Origin of the sequence: Rhizobium sp. TH135 (assembly GCF_002855515.1) — a bacterium.
Classification (GTDB): Bacteria; Pseudomonadota; Alphaproteobacteria; order Rhizobiales; family Rhizobiaceae; genus Allorhizobium.
Genome location: NZ_PKRP01000007.1, coordinates 262754 through 278812 on the forward strand (window position 1 = coordinate 262754; position 16059 = coordinate 278812).

Sequence of the window (16059 nt, forward strand, 5' to 3'; positions counted from 1 at the left end):
AGCACCCCGTGCTTTCGCAAGGATCAGCTTTCCGGCTTGACCACGGCGGTCATCAGATCGTCATTCCAGTCGCCGGTTACCTTGAAGTGGGCGGCCGCACCCTTTTCGAAGGCTTCGATCAGGTTGTGGTTGACATAGGCGTAGATGCCCGGCTGCTGGAAGGTGTAGTAGGCAGCACCCGCAGCACCACCAGGGATAAACCAGGTTTCCTGGTCGAGCTCTGGCGGGTTGGCGAACTTGCCGGTTGCCCAGACATAGTCGCCATGGCCACCGATCAGGTGCGGACGGGTGTCACGATTGGCCTGCGAATGCAGGATCAAGACCCGGTCGCCGACTGCTGCCGTCATCGCATTGTCGCCCGTCAGAGCTCCGACCGCACCATTGAAGACAATGTGGCTCGGGGTCAGCGTGTTCATCACTTCGAGCACATCCGAATAGGCGTCGCCGGCACTCTCGTATTTCTTGTAATTGCCGTCGGCATCCTTGGGGACATAAAAGTCCTGCTCGCCGACATAATATACCTTGTCATAAGGCAGATCATTGCCCTTGTGGTCCTTGAGACCGTCGCGCGGCAAGACCGTGATCGCGCCATTCATGCCGGCGGTCACATGCCACGGCACCATTCCGGGAGGTGCGCAATGGTAGACGAAGACCCCAGCCTTGGTAGCCTTGAAGCGCAAGACGGCTGTTTCGCCCGGATTAACCAGGGTCAGAGCACCGCCGCCTAGCGCACCAGTTGCCGAATGGAAGTCGATATTGTGCTGAAGGCTGTTGGTATCGGGGTTGATAAGCGTCACCTCGACATAGTCACCCTCATGGACGACCATCATCGGACCGGGGACCGAGCCGTTGAAGGTCATGGCATGGACCTCGGTGCCTGCATCGTCAACGACGATCTTCTTTTCCTCGATGGTGAGCGTGAACTCAACGACCTTGGGCGCGCCTTCGGCCTTTTGGCTATGCGCATGGACGAAGGGAGGTGCGACGAGATCGACCTTCACCCGCTCCAGCTTGGCGATGTCACCGGCAACGGCGGCGGCATTCGTTTTAATGTCGCCACCTTCGGCGCGTGCCACAGTCCCTGTCAGAACAGGGATAAGCGCGCTTGCAAAAACAGCCCCCGCAAGCATTGTTCTTCTGGTCAAATTCAGGCTCTGGGTCATAATCTTCTCTCCTTGTCGTGCAGTGAGCGTTTCGCCCGAACTGTTGAGACTGTTTTACTTCAAGACGCCCAGTTTTATTTGCTCCAGAACAAAGAACTCATGAGGGAGAGTGCGTCATTGAGCCGCCTACCAAACAATAGAATTGTCGGCGCCCTTTGATCGAGATCAATTACTTTGCTTGGAAATCATTGCGCAGGAACGATCGAGTATTTTGGAGAGCTGTTTTTATGAAGGATAAGGAACGACCGACGAGTGGCGGGATCCCGCGGGGCCTGAGGCGCGACGGCCTCGTCCTGCTGTCCTATGGGTTCCGGCCTTTTTATCTCGGGGCGCCTCTATGGGCCATCGCGACCATCACAATCTGGATTTGCGCGATGAACGGCTGGCTTGAGGTGGCGCAAGTCTACGGCCAATCCGCCTGGCATGCGCATGAATTGCTATTCGGCTTCATGCCAGCGGTCCTCGTCGGATACTTGATGACAACAGTTCCAAACTGGACCGGTCGCTTTCCACTGTCCGGTAGCCCGCTTGCGGGACTTGCCTTCATCTGGATCGCGGGTCGCATTTCCATGCTGTTGATCGCAGATACATCGGCTCTCATCACCCTCCTGATCGACTGGATCTTCCTTCCACTCTTCGCCTATTTCTGCGTGAGAGAAGTCTGGGTCGCCAGGCGGATTGCGGATGCGAAGCCCATCCTTTGCCTCACGTGTCTCGCCCTGATCAATGGCAGGTTCCACATCGTTGCCATGGACGGAGGGGATGTGGGGGTCTGCGCGCGGGCAGGCCTTTCCGTCTATATCCTGTTGATCACGGCGACCGCGAGCAAGCTCATCCCGAGCTTTACAAACAACTGGCTTGCCCAGGCAGGCAGGTCACGCCTCGCGCCTACCAGTCGCATGATTGATCGTTTTGTCCTGATCGCCACTATCCTTGCAGCGATGATCTGGACCTTTGAACCGTTTGGCCCGCTCACCGCCATCATGGCCCTTGTCGCAGCCAGCTTACACCTCGTGCGCGCAGCACAATGGTTCAGGCCAATCATTCTGCGATCGTCCATGATCGCAGCGATGCAGGTGTCTTACGGCTTTTTGGCTATCGGGCTGTTGGGGATTGCAGCAACAGCGCTCGGCATGCTGGGCCCGCTCGCTGCAATGCATCTTTTGGCCATCGGTGCCGTGACGGGAATGATGCTTTCAATAATGATGCGTTCGATCCGGCTTCATACCGGTCGAAATGAGAAATTCTCCTGGTGCCAGCGGCTGTCCGTTCCATGCCTGCTCATCGCGGCAAGCTTGCGCATAACAGCCGATTTCATTCCCGGATACTATGCGCCGTTGATGTCTGCGTCTGGACTGTTCTGGATTGCCGCCTTTGTCTTCTTTCTCGCCGACAATGCCGGTCTACTTTGCCAAGTTCAGCGGCAACCCGGTCGTCAACCTTCACCGCCCACGCGGATCAACATGCGATAGGCACGCTTTGACGTATCGAGATTGCCGACCCATTGGTGACCGCGTTTTTCCAGCTCCGCGCCGAGAAAGCGCGATTCCTCAGAAAATACCGCGAAGAGCACTTCGCCCGGCTCCATGAGCTCGATCAGCGAGAGAACTTTTTCCATGGGAGCCGGTGGCTGTTGTTCTGTCAGGTCGAGCCGCCACAATGGATCGGGCCAGGCCGCCGCTTCCTCTGCACCGATCGAATGGAGAATTTCTGCAGAAATGTCTGGCGCCGGGATGAACAGAACCTCCCACTCGCCGCCATCCAACTCCTTGAGTTCGGCCGAATAGCCGCGGCGCGCCATGACGCTCAACAGCGGCATCGGGCGAAAGGTTGCAAGCAGGCGCAAACCTTCCCCTGGCTTCAACGACTGAACCGCATGCATGATCGCAGGAAATGGCTCACCTCCGTCACGAAGGATGGGCCGCACGTCGAGTTCTTTGAAGTTGGCTGTTTTCGACACGTGACCTCCCAATTTTCGACTTCACCTGTCCGACCACGATGAATGTGCATGGGAGCGGCCGCTGTCGACAGGTCGCTCCCATGCAGTTCAATGACCACCACCGCAGTTGCAGTTGCAGCCTTCGTGTTTCTTCCGGCGAATGCGGACTTCCCATATCTCCGGACCGCGGGAAAGGTATTCCCACCCGAACACCCCATCATAATGCATCTCGAGATGGTAGTAGAGCGGAACCGGATCATGATCGACGGTCAAGATCAACTGATAATCCGGAAGCAGCGAATTCAACATTCCGAAAATACGAGGGTGCCTTTCCACGCGCGGAATTTCGCGCACGTCGAGCTTGAGAATATGATCGTCTACAACAGTCATTCGCTGGCTTTCTTCGATGCGGGTTTGCGGGGTCGCATGCAGCTCGGCTGCACCACAGGATACTGAAACACCCGCGCCTAGGCTTCGTTGTGCTGTGACAAGCAAATCCCCGAAAGCCTGTCCTCTTTGCCTTTCGACAACGAAGTCCTTCGGCGAGCGCCTATCGTTGCGGCATGAAACCGGAGCGATATCATGAACGCAGAGATTATCCGCCGCTACGGCGAAAGCCGCTTGCCCCGTTACACGAGCTATCCGACCGCCCCCCGCTTCTCGCCCAGTATCGGAGCCGGCACTTATCGGGACTGGCTGGCCGCGGTGCCGAAAAGCGATCCGGTGTCACTCTACCTTCACGTGCCCTTCTGTCGATCCATGTGCTGGTATTGCGGCTGCCACACCACCATCACCCAGAAAGATGCGCCAATCCTCGACTATCTGACAGTGCTCAAACAGGAAATTAGATTGGTGGCGAAAGCCATTGGGCGACGACAGGATGTCAGCGACATTCACTTCGGCGGCGGCACTCCGACGATCATGACGCCAGAGGAATTCCTCGACCTCACTGCGACGCTCGCCGCAGCTTTTGGCATGAGCGGCGCGACCGAATTTGCGGTGGAAATAGATCCCAGAACACTGACCGTAGAAATGTCGGAGGCACTGGGGAAGGCGGGGATAACTCGGGCTAGCCTTGGCGTTCAGAGTTTCGATCCCAAGGTGCAGAAAGCGATCAATCGCATCCAGTCAGCAGAACAGACCGAAACAGCCCTTTCGAACCTGCGCAAGGCAGGAGCCAGAAGTGTCAACTTCGACCTGATCTATGGTTTGCCACATCAGAATGTCGACTCTGCGATTGAAACTGCCCGGTTGGCCTCGGCCATGCGCCCTGAACGCTTCGCCGTCTTCGGCTACGCCCATGTCCCGGCCTTCAAGAAGCATCAACGCCTGATCGACACGGCAGCGCTCGGCGATGCCCATGAACGACATGCGCAGGCGGAAGCCATCGCGGCAACCCTGTGCGAAGCCGGGTATAGACGGATCGGTCTCGACCATTTTGCGCTTCCTGAGGATCAACTTTCGATCGCCGCCGATTGCCAGGCGTTGCACCGCAATTTCCAGGGATATACGACCGACATTGCATCAACGCTGATCGGGTTCGGTTCCTCGGCGATTGGACGCCTAACGGAAGGCTACGCGCAAAACGACGTTGCCATCGGACGCTATGCAAGTCTTATCTCATCCGGTGAACTGGCCACGTCGAAAGGCTATCGCCTTACCCAAGAAGACCGCGTCCGAGCCTGGATCATCGAACGGCTGATGTGCGACTTCCAGGTGGATTTTTCAACCATGCCGGATGGCTTTGAACTTCCGGACGAGGGCTTTGGAAAAGCCAATTTACCGCTGAAGACCTTGTTGGAGGAAGGCATTGTCACCTGGCGTGGCGATGTGCTGAGCGTGGACACAAAGCACAGGTTCCTCGTTCGAACGGTGGCGTCGTGCTTTGACGCCTATCTCGGCGAAACGGGCAGAACACACGCCACGGCGGCCTGAGACAAAGCGACGAAATAAGAGAAAGCCCGGTCCGATCGCTCGGTCCGGGCTTTCCCTTTGCGCGTTCGCGGATCAGCGGACGAGCGCGCGATAGATCTGTGGCAAGGCCGCTGGAAGGCGGCGAATGTCGGGAACGACGGCATAGCCATGGTGGCCGAATACAGCCGGCACATAGGTTTTAGCGTCCTGATCGACCGTGACGCCGAAGACATGGATGCCACGCCGCCTTGCTTCGCTCACTGCCCGACGTGTGTCTTCAAGCGCAAAACGTCCCTCATAGTGATCGACATCATTCGGTTTTCCGTCGGTCAGGACAAGAAGCAAGTGCTTGCGATTGGGACGCTCGGCAAGTTTGGCCGTCGCGTGGCGTAGGGCTGCTCCCATGCGGGTATAGTAACCGGGCTTCAGCGCGGCGATGCGATGGCGCACCAACGCACTCATCGGCTCATCAAAGTCCTTGATCGTCTCAACGCGCACCCAGTCCCGCCGTCTGGACGTGAAGCTCAAGATAGAATGCATGTCGCCGCAGGCGGCAAGCCCTTCGGCCAGAACCAGAAGCGCCTCCTTCTCGACATCGAGTACCCGTCGGTCGTTGAACCAGGCGTCGGTCGACAGCGAGACGTCGACCAGCAGGGTCACCGCAAGATCATGGGCCTGCGGCCGACTTGCCAGGTGGATGCGGTCGGAGCATTCACCGCTCGCAGCAAGCTCGGTGCGGCTGCGCACGACCGCATCGAGATCGAGATCGGCACCGTCGACCTGTGCACGCAGCAGCTCATGGCGCGGACGCATCGCTTCGAACTGCCGCCGCACCCGGCGAATCATCGCCTTCATCTCGGATGACTGGACCGGCGCCTTGTCCTGTTCGCAGGCCGGACCGGCAAAGACCCGGCAGTGGTCCTTCAGATAGACCCCTTGTCTGTAGTCCCATTCCGGATAGGTCAGTTCCGCTTCGATCTCGGAATGGATTAGCGCCTCGGGCGGCAGGTCCAGGTCGAACCGAAATTTCGCGGCTGGCCGGCCCTTGCGTTCTCCAAGCACCATCTCATCGAGTTCGTCAGCGGCCGACGCATCGTGATCGTCACTGTCGTCGGCGGGACGGTCGACATTAACCATCTCGGCCATGGCGAGGATCTTCTCGAAGCGATTCAGGATGAAGGGGCTGCGCTCGCCCTTGGCGGCGGAATCCTTCTCGCGAATTGCCACATGGCGTCCGGCCGCCTGCGCATCCGCCTGGCTGGAGCCAACTGGCTGATCGATTTCCTGGCGGCCGGCCCATTCTTCTCTAACGACCGCCTGCGGCCACAGTGGCACGGGCAACATCGGCAGATAGCCCGCAGGTGCCTGCGTCGGCATATCATTACCTGCAGAGAGCGGGGCAAGCCCCGCGCCACAGCGCAGGAGATCAATGATACAGTCCTCCAGCAGCCCCTCAACCCGAGGCAGCGAGCCGCGGCGGCGCTCCGACAGAAGGGCGCGGCAAAGCCGACTATAACGATCGACCAGACCGGGGAAGGTCTCCAGGACCTGCGCTTCAAGCGCCGACGCCGCATCCAAAAGTGCAAGATCTGCCTTGAGGGGATCTGTCTCGGTCATCGGTTGAAGCGGCATCACGGCCATGGCGGCGGCCAGCCAGACATAAAGGTCAAGATTGAGCGACTGCTCCGGCATGAGATCCAAGACTGGGGGCAACATCACGCTAGCTTCGTCCCGCGCCGGATGAATGAGCTTTTCTTCGCCCAGCCCCATGCGTTGCCGGAACTTCAGCCGGTGTTGCGAGGTCTTGCCCCGCGCCGGTACCAGTTGAACCGTCCGTTCACCCCCGAAGCCACGAAAGCAGACAGAGAGTACCGGAAGCATGTCCTCCAGCAGGACAGCCGCTTCGGGGTAACGCGGCCAGGTGCGGGTATCACCTGCCAACCTGTGCCAGGCGCGCCCGACCGTCTCCTCAAGCTCCAGAAAGTCCAGCATGACATGCTCCTAGCGGATGACCGCCTGTGCCAGTTCGAGGAGTGCGGTACGCACGTCAGGTTCGTCGGTCAGCGGCTCGATCATGGCGGCACGAACGGCGTCCCGTGGCGCAAGACCGGCATCGACGAGGCTCGCGCAGTAAACCAGCAGACGCGTGGAGACGCCCTCCTCCAGGTCATGACCTTTCAATGCCCGCAGCCGCCGCGCCAGTTCGACCAATGGCTCTACAGCCGTGGCAGGCAGTCCACTTTCTGCCGAGACAACCTCGATCTCCCTCGCCTTGGGCAGGAAGTCGAACTCGATGGCGACAAAACGCTGGCGAGTCGAGGGCTTCAACGCTTTGAGGAGGCTTTGATAGCCAGGATTGTAGGAGACAACGAGCATGAAGGCCGGCGGTGCTTCAAGCTCTTCGCCTGTCCGCTCCAATGGCAGGATGCGCCGGTCGTCGGTGAGCGGGTGGAGCACGACGGCGACATCCTTGCGCGCCTCGACCACCTCGTCGAGATAGCAGACGCCGCCCTCACGGACTGCCCGGGTCAGCGGTCCGTCGACCCAGACCGTCTCACCTCCCTTCAAAAGAAAACGGCCCGTGAGATCGGCAGCCGCCAGATCGTCGTGGCAGGAGACGGTGGTCAGCGGCAAGCCAAGCTTTTGCGCCATATGACTGACGAACCGGGTCTTTCCGCAGCCTGTCGGTCCTTTGAGGAGAAGCGGCAACTGCCGCGTCCAGGCTGTCTCGAAGAGAGTGCATTCGTTGCCGGCTGGAGAATAGGCCGGGATATCCGGCTGAATGTTGCGGGCGATGATATTCATGTTGCTGATCCTCAAAATTGGGGAGAGCCCCGCCGCTTGTGAAACAGCGGGGCCGCTGTTTCACTCGGCGGGCTCGACATAGCCGCCGAAGGCAGGCTCTTTTTCCTTGCCCGGCATCAACACGGCCCAGACGAACATCAGGGCCGAGACCAGCACGACGGCACCGGAGCCGAGGCGCACCCAGTAGAACAGCGCCAACTGGTCCTGGACAGCCATGTAGCTTTCGCCGAGCACGCGCTGCAGATGCACCTGCAGGACACCGGCAAAGGTGAGCGCAAAGGTCATCACCGACATCGCCGTGCACATCATCCAGAAGCTCGCGATCGACAGCCATTGATTATAGGGCTGGCGGCCGCGCAGTTCCGGAATGGCGTAGGCCATGATCGCAAGGTTGAGCATGACATAAGCGCCGAAGAAGGCGAGGTGTCCGTGAGCTGCCGTCACCTGCGTGCCGTGGGTGTAATAGTTGACCGAGGATAGCGTGTGCAGGAACCCCCAGACGCCGGCACCGAAGAAGGCCATGACCGAGCAGCCGATCGACCACAGAAGTGCTGCCTTGTTCGGATGCTTGCGGCCGGCCTTCCAGGTCATCACGAAGGTGAAGATGACCATGGTAAAGAAGGGGGCAACTTCGAGGGTAGAGAAGAGCGAGCCGATCCACTGCCAGTAGCCCGGGGCACCGATCCAGTAATAGTGGTGGCCCGTGCCGAGAATGCCCGAAAACAGCGCCAGGCCGATGATGACATAGAGCCACTTCTCGACCACTTCGCGGTCGATGCCGTTGAGCTTGATCATCAAGAAGGCGAGCACCGAGGCCATGATCAGTTCCCAGACGCCTTCGACCCAGAGGTGGACGACATACCACCAGTACATCTTGTCGAGCGCGAGATTGATCGGGTTGTAGAAGGCAAAGAGGAAGAAGATCGCCACCCCCCAGAGGCCGAAGATCAGGATATTGGTGACGACAGTCTTGCGGCCCTTCAGCGAAGTCATGGTGACGTTGAACAGCAGCATCAATGCGACAATGACGATGCCGATCTTGATGATGAAGGGTTGTTCAAGAAACTCGCGGCCTTCATGGATGCCAAAGAGGTAACCGACGACGGCTGCGGCGGCGGCGATCAGAAAGATCCAGAACTGCACGATGGCAAGCTTTGGGCTGTAAAGCTCCGTCTCCGCCTCTTCCGGCAGCAGATAATAGGTCGCGCCCATGAAGCCCATGAGCAACCAGACGATCAGGGCGTTGGTGTGGATCATGCGCACGATGTTGAACGGCAGGAGCTCGGAGAGCGTATTGGGCAGGACGTAGATCGTGCCCGCAACGACCCCGAACAGGACCTGGGCAACAAAGAGGCCAAGCGCGCCGTAGAAATACAGCATCGCGACCTTCTGGCTTTGATATTTCATAGGTTTGTCTCCTTGGGTCACGAAGGGCTCAGCCCGCCTCGTTCGGCGGCCAGTTCTGTGTCTTGATCTTGCTGGTCCATTCGAGGAAGTCGGCGAGATCGTTGATCTCTTCGTCGGTCAGGTTGAATTGCGGCATCTGGCGACGACCTTCGACACCAGAGGGCTGTGCAGCCATCCAAGAACGAAGCGTCTCGCGTGCACCGTCGCGATCGTCCTGGCCACCCCAGCGCGTCCAGACATTGCCAAGTTCGGGCGCAAAATAGGCGCCTTCACCCAGGATCGAGTGGCAGTTGATACAGGAGTGCTTTTCCCAGATATGCTTGCCGCGTGCGACGCTGTCAGTCAGCGTCGATTCATCCGTGGAAGTGGTGCGGATATAGTAGTGACTGTGGGCAGTGAGCCCCACGAAGATCGCAAAAAAGAATATGGAGCCGCCGTAAAAGACGTTGCGCGCTCCGGTCTTGGTCAGGCGCTCTGCCATGCCCTTGTCCTTCCGTCTGCCGGGCTGAAAAGGCCCGACCTGGTTTCCCCGCCTCGAAGGCTCCGGCGATCCCCTCGCCGGCTCTGCGGGATGTTCTTTTCATAGAGAGTGAGCGGAGTTGTTCTTTGCGTTTCGGCAAGCAACCGCGCGAATCTTCATCCCAACAGAAGGACAACCAGCGACCGAGAGAGTGCGGCGATCAGAATGATGCTTAACCAGCAGATCAGTGCGATTCGCATGGCATGATTTCCGCCCCTGAGTTCGAGGAAGTCGAGCACCACAAGCCGTCCTTTGGCAAAGGCAATCCCAAGAACGGCGGCAATCGGTACGATCGTTGGACCAGCGAGCGTCGTAACAATTGCGCCGCCAATGGCGAAGGTCATCAGCATGGCGAGCACACCCACCAATTCCTCGTGCTGTCTGCGGGTCATGGGAAGCCTCACGCGAGATAGAGAATGGGAAAGATGACCAGCCAGACGAGGTCGATCACGTGCCAGAGTGTGGCGATCAGAACGAGGTTCTCCCGTGCCGGACGCCAGGCGACGAGAAGAAGCGCAATGGCGCCGAAGAAGACATGCAGGAGATGAAAGCCGGTAATGATGAAATAGAGCTCGAAGAAGGTATCGAGCGTCGCATCATGGGCGTAGCGAACCTCACCCCAATATTCGAAGAGCTTGACCGCCACGAAGCAGAAGCCAAGCAGGGCTGCAATGGTTAACGGCCGTTTCACCGCCTGAAGTTCAAGCCGATTTCGCATCGCCACGGCGACAAAGTACCCGCTAACCAGCAGGACAAGCGTATTCGCGCCGGCGATCCCCGGCCTTAAATGCAGACGCGCCAGTTCGAAGGCTTCTGCATCGAAGGTCGAGACGACGAGGAAGCCAAGGATCAGGATGCCGAAAGCGATCAACTCGCTCCACACCAGGATCCAGAGCAGCAGGTGGTCGTCCTTTGCCTCCTGCTGGAGGCTCGTTTGCATGGCCATGGTCAGATCTCCCGTTGGTCGGGATCGGTTCTAGAGAAAAATCCGAAGCGCTCTTTGTGGGAGCGCAAAGAAGACTGACGAAAGACAAGGCAGAGTGCTTCCACAACAGAAGGGATTGACTGAAATGACGGATGCACAAATCGGCCTTGTCGTTGCGACACCTGTCATCATGGGCTTTGCCCTGATGCTGAAACGCATGGGGGTACTCCAGGGCGGAGGCACTCTAGCCGCCGTTCTGACTTCGCTTGCCATCGGCGTCATCCTGTTCATCGGCCAATAAGGGAAAAACCATGGAAACGACTGGATCCAGCCTGACGGCCTCCGAGGTCAGGGCGCTTGAGGACAAGCACCGCGATCTTCTCATTCTCTGCTTGAAGCTGGAGGAGTTGGCCGCGGACTTTGACACGGGTGGGATTCCCCGTGGTATCCAGAAGGTTGCCAAGCACATCGAACCGTTGGTGGCAGCCGCCCACACTCTGGAAGAGCAAAAGTTCTACCCCGACCTCGAGCTGCATGCCGGCTCCTGCTTCGGCTCTCTTCTTCTCGATCAGGTCAAGTCCGAACATCGCATCGACCGTCGCGCGGCCCGTGAGCTATCTCTCACTTTGGCCGCTGTCGCTCGCAAACGATGCAGACTGAGCCTGGAAACGGTGGCCCATATGGTTCGCGGTTTTCAGGAAGCTGTCCGGCGCCATATCACTGCGGAGCAGATGCTGCTGCAGCAGCTTCTAAACGTGGAACCCGAAACGCAGTTGTTCCCAACATGACCCAGATCGTTCTTGCGCTTGCAGCATTCTTGTTGTTGCATTCGGTGCCTGCCTTACCAACCATCCGCGGAAGGCTGACCGCAGCGCTTGGATTACGGCTCTACCTTCTAGTCTATTCGACAACATCCGTAGCACTACTTATATGGGTCCTGCATGCCGCCTGGAACACCGAGTATGCAGAGATCTGGCGGCCGGATTCCCGGAGCATCCTCGCCAATCTTGTGTTGTCGCCAGTCGGGCTTTTTCTGGTCACGGCAGGCCTGATCAGCCCCAATCCCGCATCTATCAGCTTCATGACAGGCACTACACCTGGCGCGATTACAACTCTCACCCGCCATCCGGTCTTGTGGGGATTTTTCCTCTGGTCTCTCGGCCACCTCGCAGCAAACGGTGATACCAGATCGCTCCTTGTCTTCGGTGGCCTCGGTCTGTTTTCTGCTGTCGGTATCCTTGTCGCGGAAAAGCGCGCGAGACGCAGGATGGGAGAAGACTGGTCACCAGTCGAGAGATCAACATCCATATTTCCGTTGATCGCCCTGCTCTCCGGACGCGCCAAGCTGCGCCTGGATGGACATCTGGTAGCCGGACTCGCCGTGACGCTGCTTGTCACACTCTGGCTGCTCGCGGGAGGCCATGCCGCCCTGTTTGGCGCAGACCCGATCCTCGCGCTCGACATTTGAGAACGATTCCAGCCCGTAATTCCACACACTACTTGCTCTACGTCAAACATCCGCACGCGGACTGTTATAACATGAGTAACTTAATCAATTTTCGGAGGCGGGATGCCCAAAACCCTGAAACAGGTCAGCGAGACGAATACCATTGAGGCCGACGCGGCAGGCTATGCAACAACCCGTCGCACTTTATGCGCTGGCATCGTAGCGAGCCTTGCCCTCCCTTTTCTCAACACGCGGGCACGCGCTGCCCTTGACCACCTCGTCCTCTACGGCCCTCCTGCCGGACCGTCTATCACGCTTGCCTATGCAGTTGGCAAAGGCCTGCTGCGCGATGTCGCCGACAAGGTGGAATTCAGAGTCTGGCGCACGCCCGATGAAATGCGGGCGGGCCTGTCGTCCGGTACGATGCAAGCCTTGGTCATGCCGACAACGACAGCGGCAAATCTCCATACGCGCGGCCTTGGCCTGAAGCTGGCCAGCGTCATGACCAATGGCCTTCTCTATATCGTGTCACGCAACGATAGAATCGTGGCTTTCGCCGATCTCGAAGGTCAAAGTGTTACCGTACCTTTCCCCAATGACACGCCGGAACTCATCTTCGATGCGGCCCTTGCCCATCATCGGATGACGGGCAAGGTCAAGGTGGAGCGGGCTGGCACGCCGATCGAAGCCGTGCAGATGCTGCTCGCAGGGCGTATCGACACGGCGCTCCTACCCGAACCGGCAGTCTCTGCCGCCATCTTCAAGGCCAGTACCGATGGTATGGTTCTTCACCGCGCCATCGACATGCAGAAGGAATGGGGTACGGTCACCGCAAGTACGCCGGTCATGCCCCAGGCAGGTCTCGCCCTGACGCAAAGCTTCCTGGACGATCATCCGGAACAGACGACCGCGCTTCTTGCGGGACTTGCACGGGCAGCAGTCGAGGTGAACGCCGGTCCGGCAGCGGCTGCCAGCCAGGCCGCATCGGCACTTGAACTCCCATGGCCTGTGCTCGAGGCCTCAATCCCTCACTCGAACCTTGTCGCCATTGCCGCGCGTGATGCGCGCGGATCGATCGAGACATTGCTGAAAGCCGTGGCACAGAGGCATCCCAATATGGTGGGCGGTCGCATGCCTAACGCGTCACTCTATCTGTAAGGTGGGATCATATGGGCCTGGCTTATCGTACGGGAAGGGTGGCGCGCTTTCTCTGGTCCGGCTGGGCGGGTCTCGGCGGCCTTGCTGTCTTTGCGGCCGTTTGGCAGCTTGGAGCCGAAGCCTATGGCAGCTTCGTGTTGCCTGCACCGGCAGAGACGATCCAGACCCTGTTCAAGCTGGCGGCAGATCCCGACAACCGTATGTTGGTGCTGTCAACGAGCCTGAGGGCGCTCGCCGGCTTTTCACTCGCCGCCATGTTTGGAACGATGGCAGGCGTGGTGGCCGGATATCATCCGGCGATCATGCGCCTTGCGCGTCCGCAGGTGACCTTGCTGATCGGCGTCCCGCCGATCGCATGGATCGTCCTTCTGATGATCTGGTTCGGCATGGGGGCAGGAACGGTTATTGCCACCGCAGCTATCGCCGCCTTGCCGCTTGTCTTTGTGGGGGCAGCCGAGGGCATCCAGACACGCGACCGGTCGTTGGAAGACATGGCTCGCATGGCCGGCCTGTCGCCGCTCATCCGTCTGTTCAGAATATCGCTGCGCCAAATGCTGCACTCCCTATTCCCTTCTCTGGTCATGGCCCTCGGCACGGCCTTCAAGGCAACCGTCATGGCCGAGCTTCTGGCCAATGCCGGCGGCATAGGAGGCGCGCTCGCCAATGCCCGATCCGCACTCGACCTGGAAGCAGCCCTTGCCTGGATCCTGCTGTCGGTCATCGCTCTTCTCACGGTCGAATATGGAATTGTCCAACCTTTGCGCGCTGAAGCCGAGGCATGGCGGGAAGCGGGCCAACCCTGGGGCGTGCGCCGATGAGCCTTCTCCAGCTCAAGGCCGTGGGCCACGTCTTTCTCGGCCGCGCCGTCCTCGAACAGGTCAGCTTTCATGTCGTACAAGGGGAAATGGTCGCGCTGGTCGGACCATCCGGTTGCGGCAAGAGCACGCTTGCCCAGATCGCCGCCGGGCTGATTATCCCCCGCCACGGCGAAGTAGCGCGAGGTTATTCACGCTGCGCTTTCGTCTTTCAGGAACCGCGCCTCCTCCCATGGGCGACGGTCGAGGCCAACGTGGCGCTCGGCCTATCTGGCCTCCCATTCGCGCGGTCAGAGCGAAGGGCGAGAATTGCAGCGGCCTGTCATCGGGTGGCCCTGGAGGAAAGCGATTGGCACAAGTTTCCATCGCAGTTGTCGGGCGGCATGCGCCAGCGCACGGCGCTTGCCCGCGCGCTCGTCGGTGAACCCGATTTCCTCTATTTCGACGAGCCCTTCACTGCGCTCGACGCCGCCTTGCGACGACGAATGCAAGATCTCGTTGTCGCCACGGTCCTAGACAACGGCAAGGGCGGGCTCTTCATTACCCATGACATCCATGAAGCGCTGCGGATCTGCCACCGGATCGCGGTTCTGGATCGTCACGGCCAAGGAATACTTGACTGCGTCACGGTTCCCGAGAGGCCCGGAAACCGCAGCGAAAAGATGATCTACGAGACGGCGCGACGGCTCATCTCAGATCATCCGCTGTTTGCTGTCGTGGACGAACATGACGAGCGGAGGCTGGCATGAGTGTGCTTCCAGTCATACGGATACTTTTCTCGGCCGATCTCGCCAGGGCCATGTCCGCCGAAGGTCTGAGGTTGATGTTTCCCCTTGCCGCCTTGCATGCGGCACTGTGGCCGTTTCTCTGGGTGGTCGTTTGGTCTCTCGATCTGCCTTTTGCTTTCTCGTCCCTTAGCGGTCACTGGCACGCGCAGGAAATGCTGGTCGGCTCCTTTGGAGGCGCGCTTTTAGGCTTCCTCACCTCTGCACTGCCAGAATGGACGGACATGCGGCGGATCAGCGGTCGTCCACTCTTCCTGTTTGCGGGCCTCTGGGCCGGCGCACGAGTGCTCGGCTTGCTTGCAGTCGAGAACGGCTGGCTGATCGGCCTGATGTTCGATCAGGCCTGGATACTGTTCCTGCTCGCCTATGCGCTGCGCCTGTCCTGGAACAAGAAGAGCACAGATCTCCTGGGCTTCATCCTGTTTGTCGCCACCTTTGCTGCGGCTGCGGCCACGCTGCGGATCGCAATGGCCTTTGAACTTTACGATCTGTCTGAAAGTGCAATCAGAATTCTTGGGCTCTCGCTTCTAGGCCTGCTGGGTCTCGCCCTTGCCCGCATCACCGTCCCAGTGACCAACCTGATCCTTGATCCGACGGAAAAGACCTCCCCTTACAGACCGCATCCGGGCCGGGTCCATCTCTCAGCGGGGTTGACCATGCTGGTGATCGTGGCAGAGGCAGCCACGCTCTCGGACGCCGTGCGCGGCTATCTGATGTTGGCTGCCGGTGCAGCCTTTCTCGATCGGGTCGCCGAGGGGTTTGTGGGGCCCGAAGGCTTTTCGTTCGAACTTGGCGGTCTTTGGCTGTCGAGTGCGCTGGCTGGCACCGGCCTTCTCATCTGCGGCCTTAGCCTCATTGGCCTGCCTCTGCCCTGGCTGGGTGGGCTGCATCTGGCGCTAATGGGGGGGCTGGGTCTCGGCGTCCTGCAGGTGTTGTCGATTGCAGGCCTGCTCCATACCGGTCAACCGCTGCGCTTTTCGAAGACAACCCGGATAGCGATCCAGCTTCTGGTCCTGTCGGTGCTTCTCCGGATCCTCCCGGAATTCGCGTCGTCCCTCTCCCTGCCCTTCGGCGCTTACGGTCTGACCTCTGCGCTGTTTTCGCTCTCATTTCTCCTTTGGGCCAAGGCCTATATTCCTCTGCTCTGGTCACCGGAAACGGTCGATCAGGAAAGGTGCTGA

18 protein-coding genes are annotated in these 16059 nt (G+C 59.3%); 9 read left to right on the forward strand and 9 right to left on the reverse strand.

All coding sequences use genetic code 11. From position 1 onward, the window contains the following. Window positions 1-23: 23 nt before the first annotated feature. On the reverse strand, window positions 24-1163 hold the full coding sequence (gene nirK / locus C0V73_RS20890; protein ID WP_102021944.1) for a copper-containing nitrite reductase: 1140 nt from the start codon (window positions 1161-1163) through the stop codon (window positions 24-26). Between the two features lie 227 nt (window positions 1164-1390). Here nirK and C0V73_RS20895 point away from each other — a divergent pair, with 227 nt between their 5' ends. After that, the gene (locus tag C0V73_RS20895; protein ID WP_102021945.1) at window positions 1391-2635 is read left to right on the forward strand and encodes an NnrS family protein; all 1245 of its coding nucleotides are present in this window, start codon (window positions 1391-1393) and stop codon (window positions 2633-2635) included. Here the strand turns inward: C0V73_RS20895 and C0V73_RS20900 are convergent. Further along, the gene (locus tag C0V73_RS20900) at window positions 2599-3123 is read right to left on the reverse strand and encodes a DUF2249 domain-containing protein (RefSeq protein WP_245408053.1); all 525 of its coding nucleotides are present in this window, start codon (window positions 3121-3123) and stop codon (window positions 2599-2601) included. The genes C0V73_RS20895 and C0V73_RS20900 overlap by 37 nt on opposite strands. Before the next feature lie 87 nt (window positions 3124-3210). Next, complete coding sequence (locus C0V73_RS20905; RefSeq protein WP_083229525.1) at window positions 3211-3492, reverse strand: DUF2249 domain-containing protein; 282 nt, start codon at window positions 3490-3492, stop codon at window positions 3211-3213. 192 nt (window positions 3493-3684) lie between these two features. Here C0V73_RS20905 and hemN point away from each other — a divergent pair, with 192 nt between their 5' ends. Next, complete coding sequence (gene hemN, locus C0V73_RS20910) at window positions 3685-5037, forward strand: oxygen-independent coproporphyrinogen III oxidase (RefSeq protein ID WP_102021946.1); 1353 nt, start codon at window positions 3685-3687, stop codon at window positions 5035-5037. Between the two features lie 72 nt (window positions 5038-5109). Here hemN and C0V73_RS20915 read toward each other — a convergent pair whose 3' ends face one another. From C0V73_RS20915 to C0V73_RS20940, 6 genes are all read right to left on the reverse strand, one after another. Continuing rightward, the gene (locus tag C0V73_RS20915) at window positions 5110-7008 is read right to left on the reverse strand and encodes a VWA domain-containing protein (RefSeq protein ID WP_102021947.1); all 1899 of its coding nucleotides are present in this window, start codon (window positions 7006-7008) and stop codon (window positions 5110-5112) included. Between the two features lie 9 nt (window positions 7009-7017). Continuing rightward, complete coding sequence (locus C0V73_RS20920; protein ID WP_102021948.1) at window positions 7018-7821, reverse strand: CbbQ/NirQ/NorQ/GpvN family protein; 804 nt, start codon at window positions 7819-7821, stop codon at window positions 7018-7020. Between the two features lie 60 nt (window positions 7822-7881). After that, a complete protein-coding gene (locus tag C0V73_RS20925) occupies window positions 7882-9228 on the reverse strand; it encodes a nitric-oxide reductase large subunit (protein ID WP_076397187.1) in 1347 nt (448 codons plus the stop codon). A 28-nt stretch (window positions 9229-9256) separates the two neighbouring features. Beyond that, the gene (locus tag C0V73_RS20930; protein WP_102021949.1) at window positions 9257-9709 is read right to left on the reverse strand and encodes a cytochrome c; all 453 of its coding nucleotides are present in this window, start codon (window positions 9707-9709) and stop codon (window positions 9257-9259) included. Between the two features lie 155 nt (window positions 9710-9864). Then, window positions 9865-10140: a cytochrome C oxidase subunit IV family protein gene (locus tag C0V73_RS20935; protein WP_102021950.1), complete on the reverse strand. Its 276-nt coding sequence runs from the start codon at window positions 10138-10140 to the stop codon at window positions 9865-9867. 8 nt (window positions 10141-10148) lie between these two features. Next, entirely contained in the window at window positions 10149-10694 is a 546-nt protein-coding gene (locus tag C0V73_RS20940) for a cytochrome c oxidase subunit 3 (RefSeq protein ID WP_102021951.1), read from the reverse strand. Between the two features lie 124 nt (window positions 10695-10818). Between C0V73_RS20940 and C0V73_RS23150 the strand changes: the two genes are divergently transcribed. The 7 genes from C0V73_RS23150 (at window position 10819) to C0V73_RS20970 (ending at window position 16059) form a co-directional block, all read left to right on the forward strand. Beyond that, window positions 10819-10974 carry a hypothetical protein gene (locus tag C0V73_RS23150; protein WP_165222442.1) on the forward strand — a complete coding sequence of 52 codons (156 nt, stop codon included), beginning with the start codon at window positions 10819-10821 and terminating at the stop codon, window positions 10972-10974. A gap of 10 nt (window positions 10975-10984) precedes the next feature. Continuing rightward, entirely contained in the window at window positions 10985-11461 is a 477-nt protein-coding gene (locus C0V73_RS20945) for a hemerythrin domain-containing protein (RefSeq protein ID WP_102021952.1), read from the forward strand. Continuing rightward, on the forward strand, window positions 11458-12141 hold the full coding sequence (locus tag C0V73_RS20950; protein WP_102021953.1) for an NnrU family protein: 684 nt from the start codon (window positions 11458-11460) through the stop codon (window positions 12139-12141). The genes C0V73_RS20945 and C0V73_RS20950 overlap by 4 nt, the downstream gene beginning before the upstream one ends. A 102-nt stretch (window positions 12142-12243) precedes the next feature. Beyond that, window positions 12244-13278: an ABC transporter substrate-binding protein gene (locus C0V73_RS20955; protein ID WP_143708359.1), complete on the forward strand. Its 1035-nt coding sequence runs from the start codon at window positions 12244-12246 to the stop codon at window positions 13276-13278. Window positions 13279-13289: 11 nt separating this feature from the next. Continuing rightward, complete coding sequence (locus C0V73_RS20960; RefSeq protein WP_102021954.1) at window positions 13290-14096, forward strand: ABC transporter permease subunit; 807 nt, start codon at window positions 13290-13292, stop codon at window positions 14094-14096. Further along, window positions 14093-14842 (forward strand): ATP-binding cassette domain-containing protein, encoded by a 750-nt coding sequence (locus C0V73_RS20965; RefSeq protein WP_102021955.1) that lies wholly within the window; start codon window positions 14093-14095, stop codon window positions 14840-14842. The genes C0V73_RS20960 and C0V73_RS20965 overlap by 4 nt, the downstream gene beginning before the upstream one ends. Beyond that, entirely contained in the window at window positions 14839-16059 is a 1221-nt protein-coding gene (locus C0V73_RS20970; protein ID WP_102021956.1) for an NnrS family protein, read from the forward strand. Before C0V73_RS20965 ends, C0V73_RS20970 begins: the two co-directional genes overlap by 4 nt.

Coding starts and splice junctions, on each gene's coding strand:
- nirK (WP_102021944.1), bottom strand. CDS start 1,163: ATGACCCAGAGCCTGAATTTGACCAGAAGAACAATGCTTGCGGGGGCT.
- C0V73_RS20895 (WP_102021945.1), top strand. CDS start 1,391: ATGAAGGATAAGGAACGACCGACGAGTGGCGGGATCCCGCGGGGCCTG.
- C0V73_RS20905 (WP_083229525.1), bottom strand. CDS start 3,492: ATGACTGTTGTAGACGATCATATTCTCAAGCTCGACGTGCGCGAAATT.
- hemN (WP_102021946.1), top strand. CDS start 3,685: ATGAACGCAGAGATTATCCGCCGCTACGGCGAAAGCCGCTTGCCCCGT.
- C0V73_RS20915 (WP_102021947.1), bottom strand. CDS start 7,008: ATGCTGGACTTTCTGGAGCTTGAGGAGACGGTCGGGCGCGCCTGGCAC.
- C0V73_RS20920 (WP_102021948.1), bottom strand. CDS start 7,821: ATGAATATCATCGCCCGCAACATTCAGCCGGATATCCCGGCCTATTCT.
- C0V73_RS20925 (WP_076397187.1), bottom strand. CDS start 9,228: ATGAAATATCAAAGCCAGAAGGTCGCGATGCTGTATTTCTACGGCGCG.
- C0V73_RS20930 (WP_102021949.1), bottom strand. CDS start 9,709: ATGGCAGAGCGCCTGACCAAGACCGGAGCGCGCAACGTCTTTTACGGC.
- C0V73_RS20935 (WP_102021950.1), bottom strand. CDS start 10,140: ATGACCCGCAGACAGCACGAGGAATTGGTGGGTGTGCTCGCCATGCTG.
- C0V73_RS20940 (WP_102021951.1), bottom strand. CDS start 10,694: ATGGCCATGCAAACGAGCCTCCAGCAGGAGGCAAAGGACGACCACCTG.
- C0V73_RS23150 (WP_165222442.1), top strand. CDS start 10,819: ATGACGGATGCACAAATCGGCCTTGTCGTTGCGACACCTGTCATCATG.
- C0V73_RS20945 (WP_102021952.1), top strand. CDS start 10,985: ATGGAAACGACTGGATCCAGCCTGACGGCCTCCGAGGTCAGGGCGCTT.
- C0V73_RS20950 (WP_102021953.1), top strand. CDS start 11,458: ATGACCCAGATCGTTCTTGCGCTTGCAGCATTCTTGTTGTTGCATTCG.
- C0V73_RS20955 (WP_143708359.1), top strand. CDS start 12,244: ATGCCCAAAACCCTGAAACAGGTCAGCGAGACGAATACCATTGAGGCC.
- C0V73_RS20960 (WP_102021954.1), top strand. CDS start 13,290: ATGGGCCTGGCTTATCGTACGGGAAGGGTGGCGCGCTTTCTCTGGTCC.
- C0V73_RS20965 (WP_102021955.1), top strand. CDS start 14,093: ATGAGCCTTCTCCAGCTCAAGGCCGTGGGCCACGTCTTTCTCGGCCGC.
- C0V73_RS20970 (WP_102021956.1), top strand. CDS start 14,839: ATGAGTGTGCTTCCAGTCATACGGATACTTTTCTCGGCCGATCTCGCC.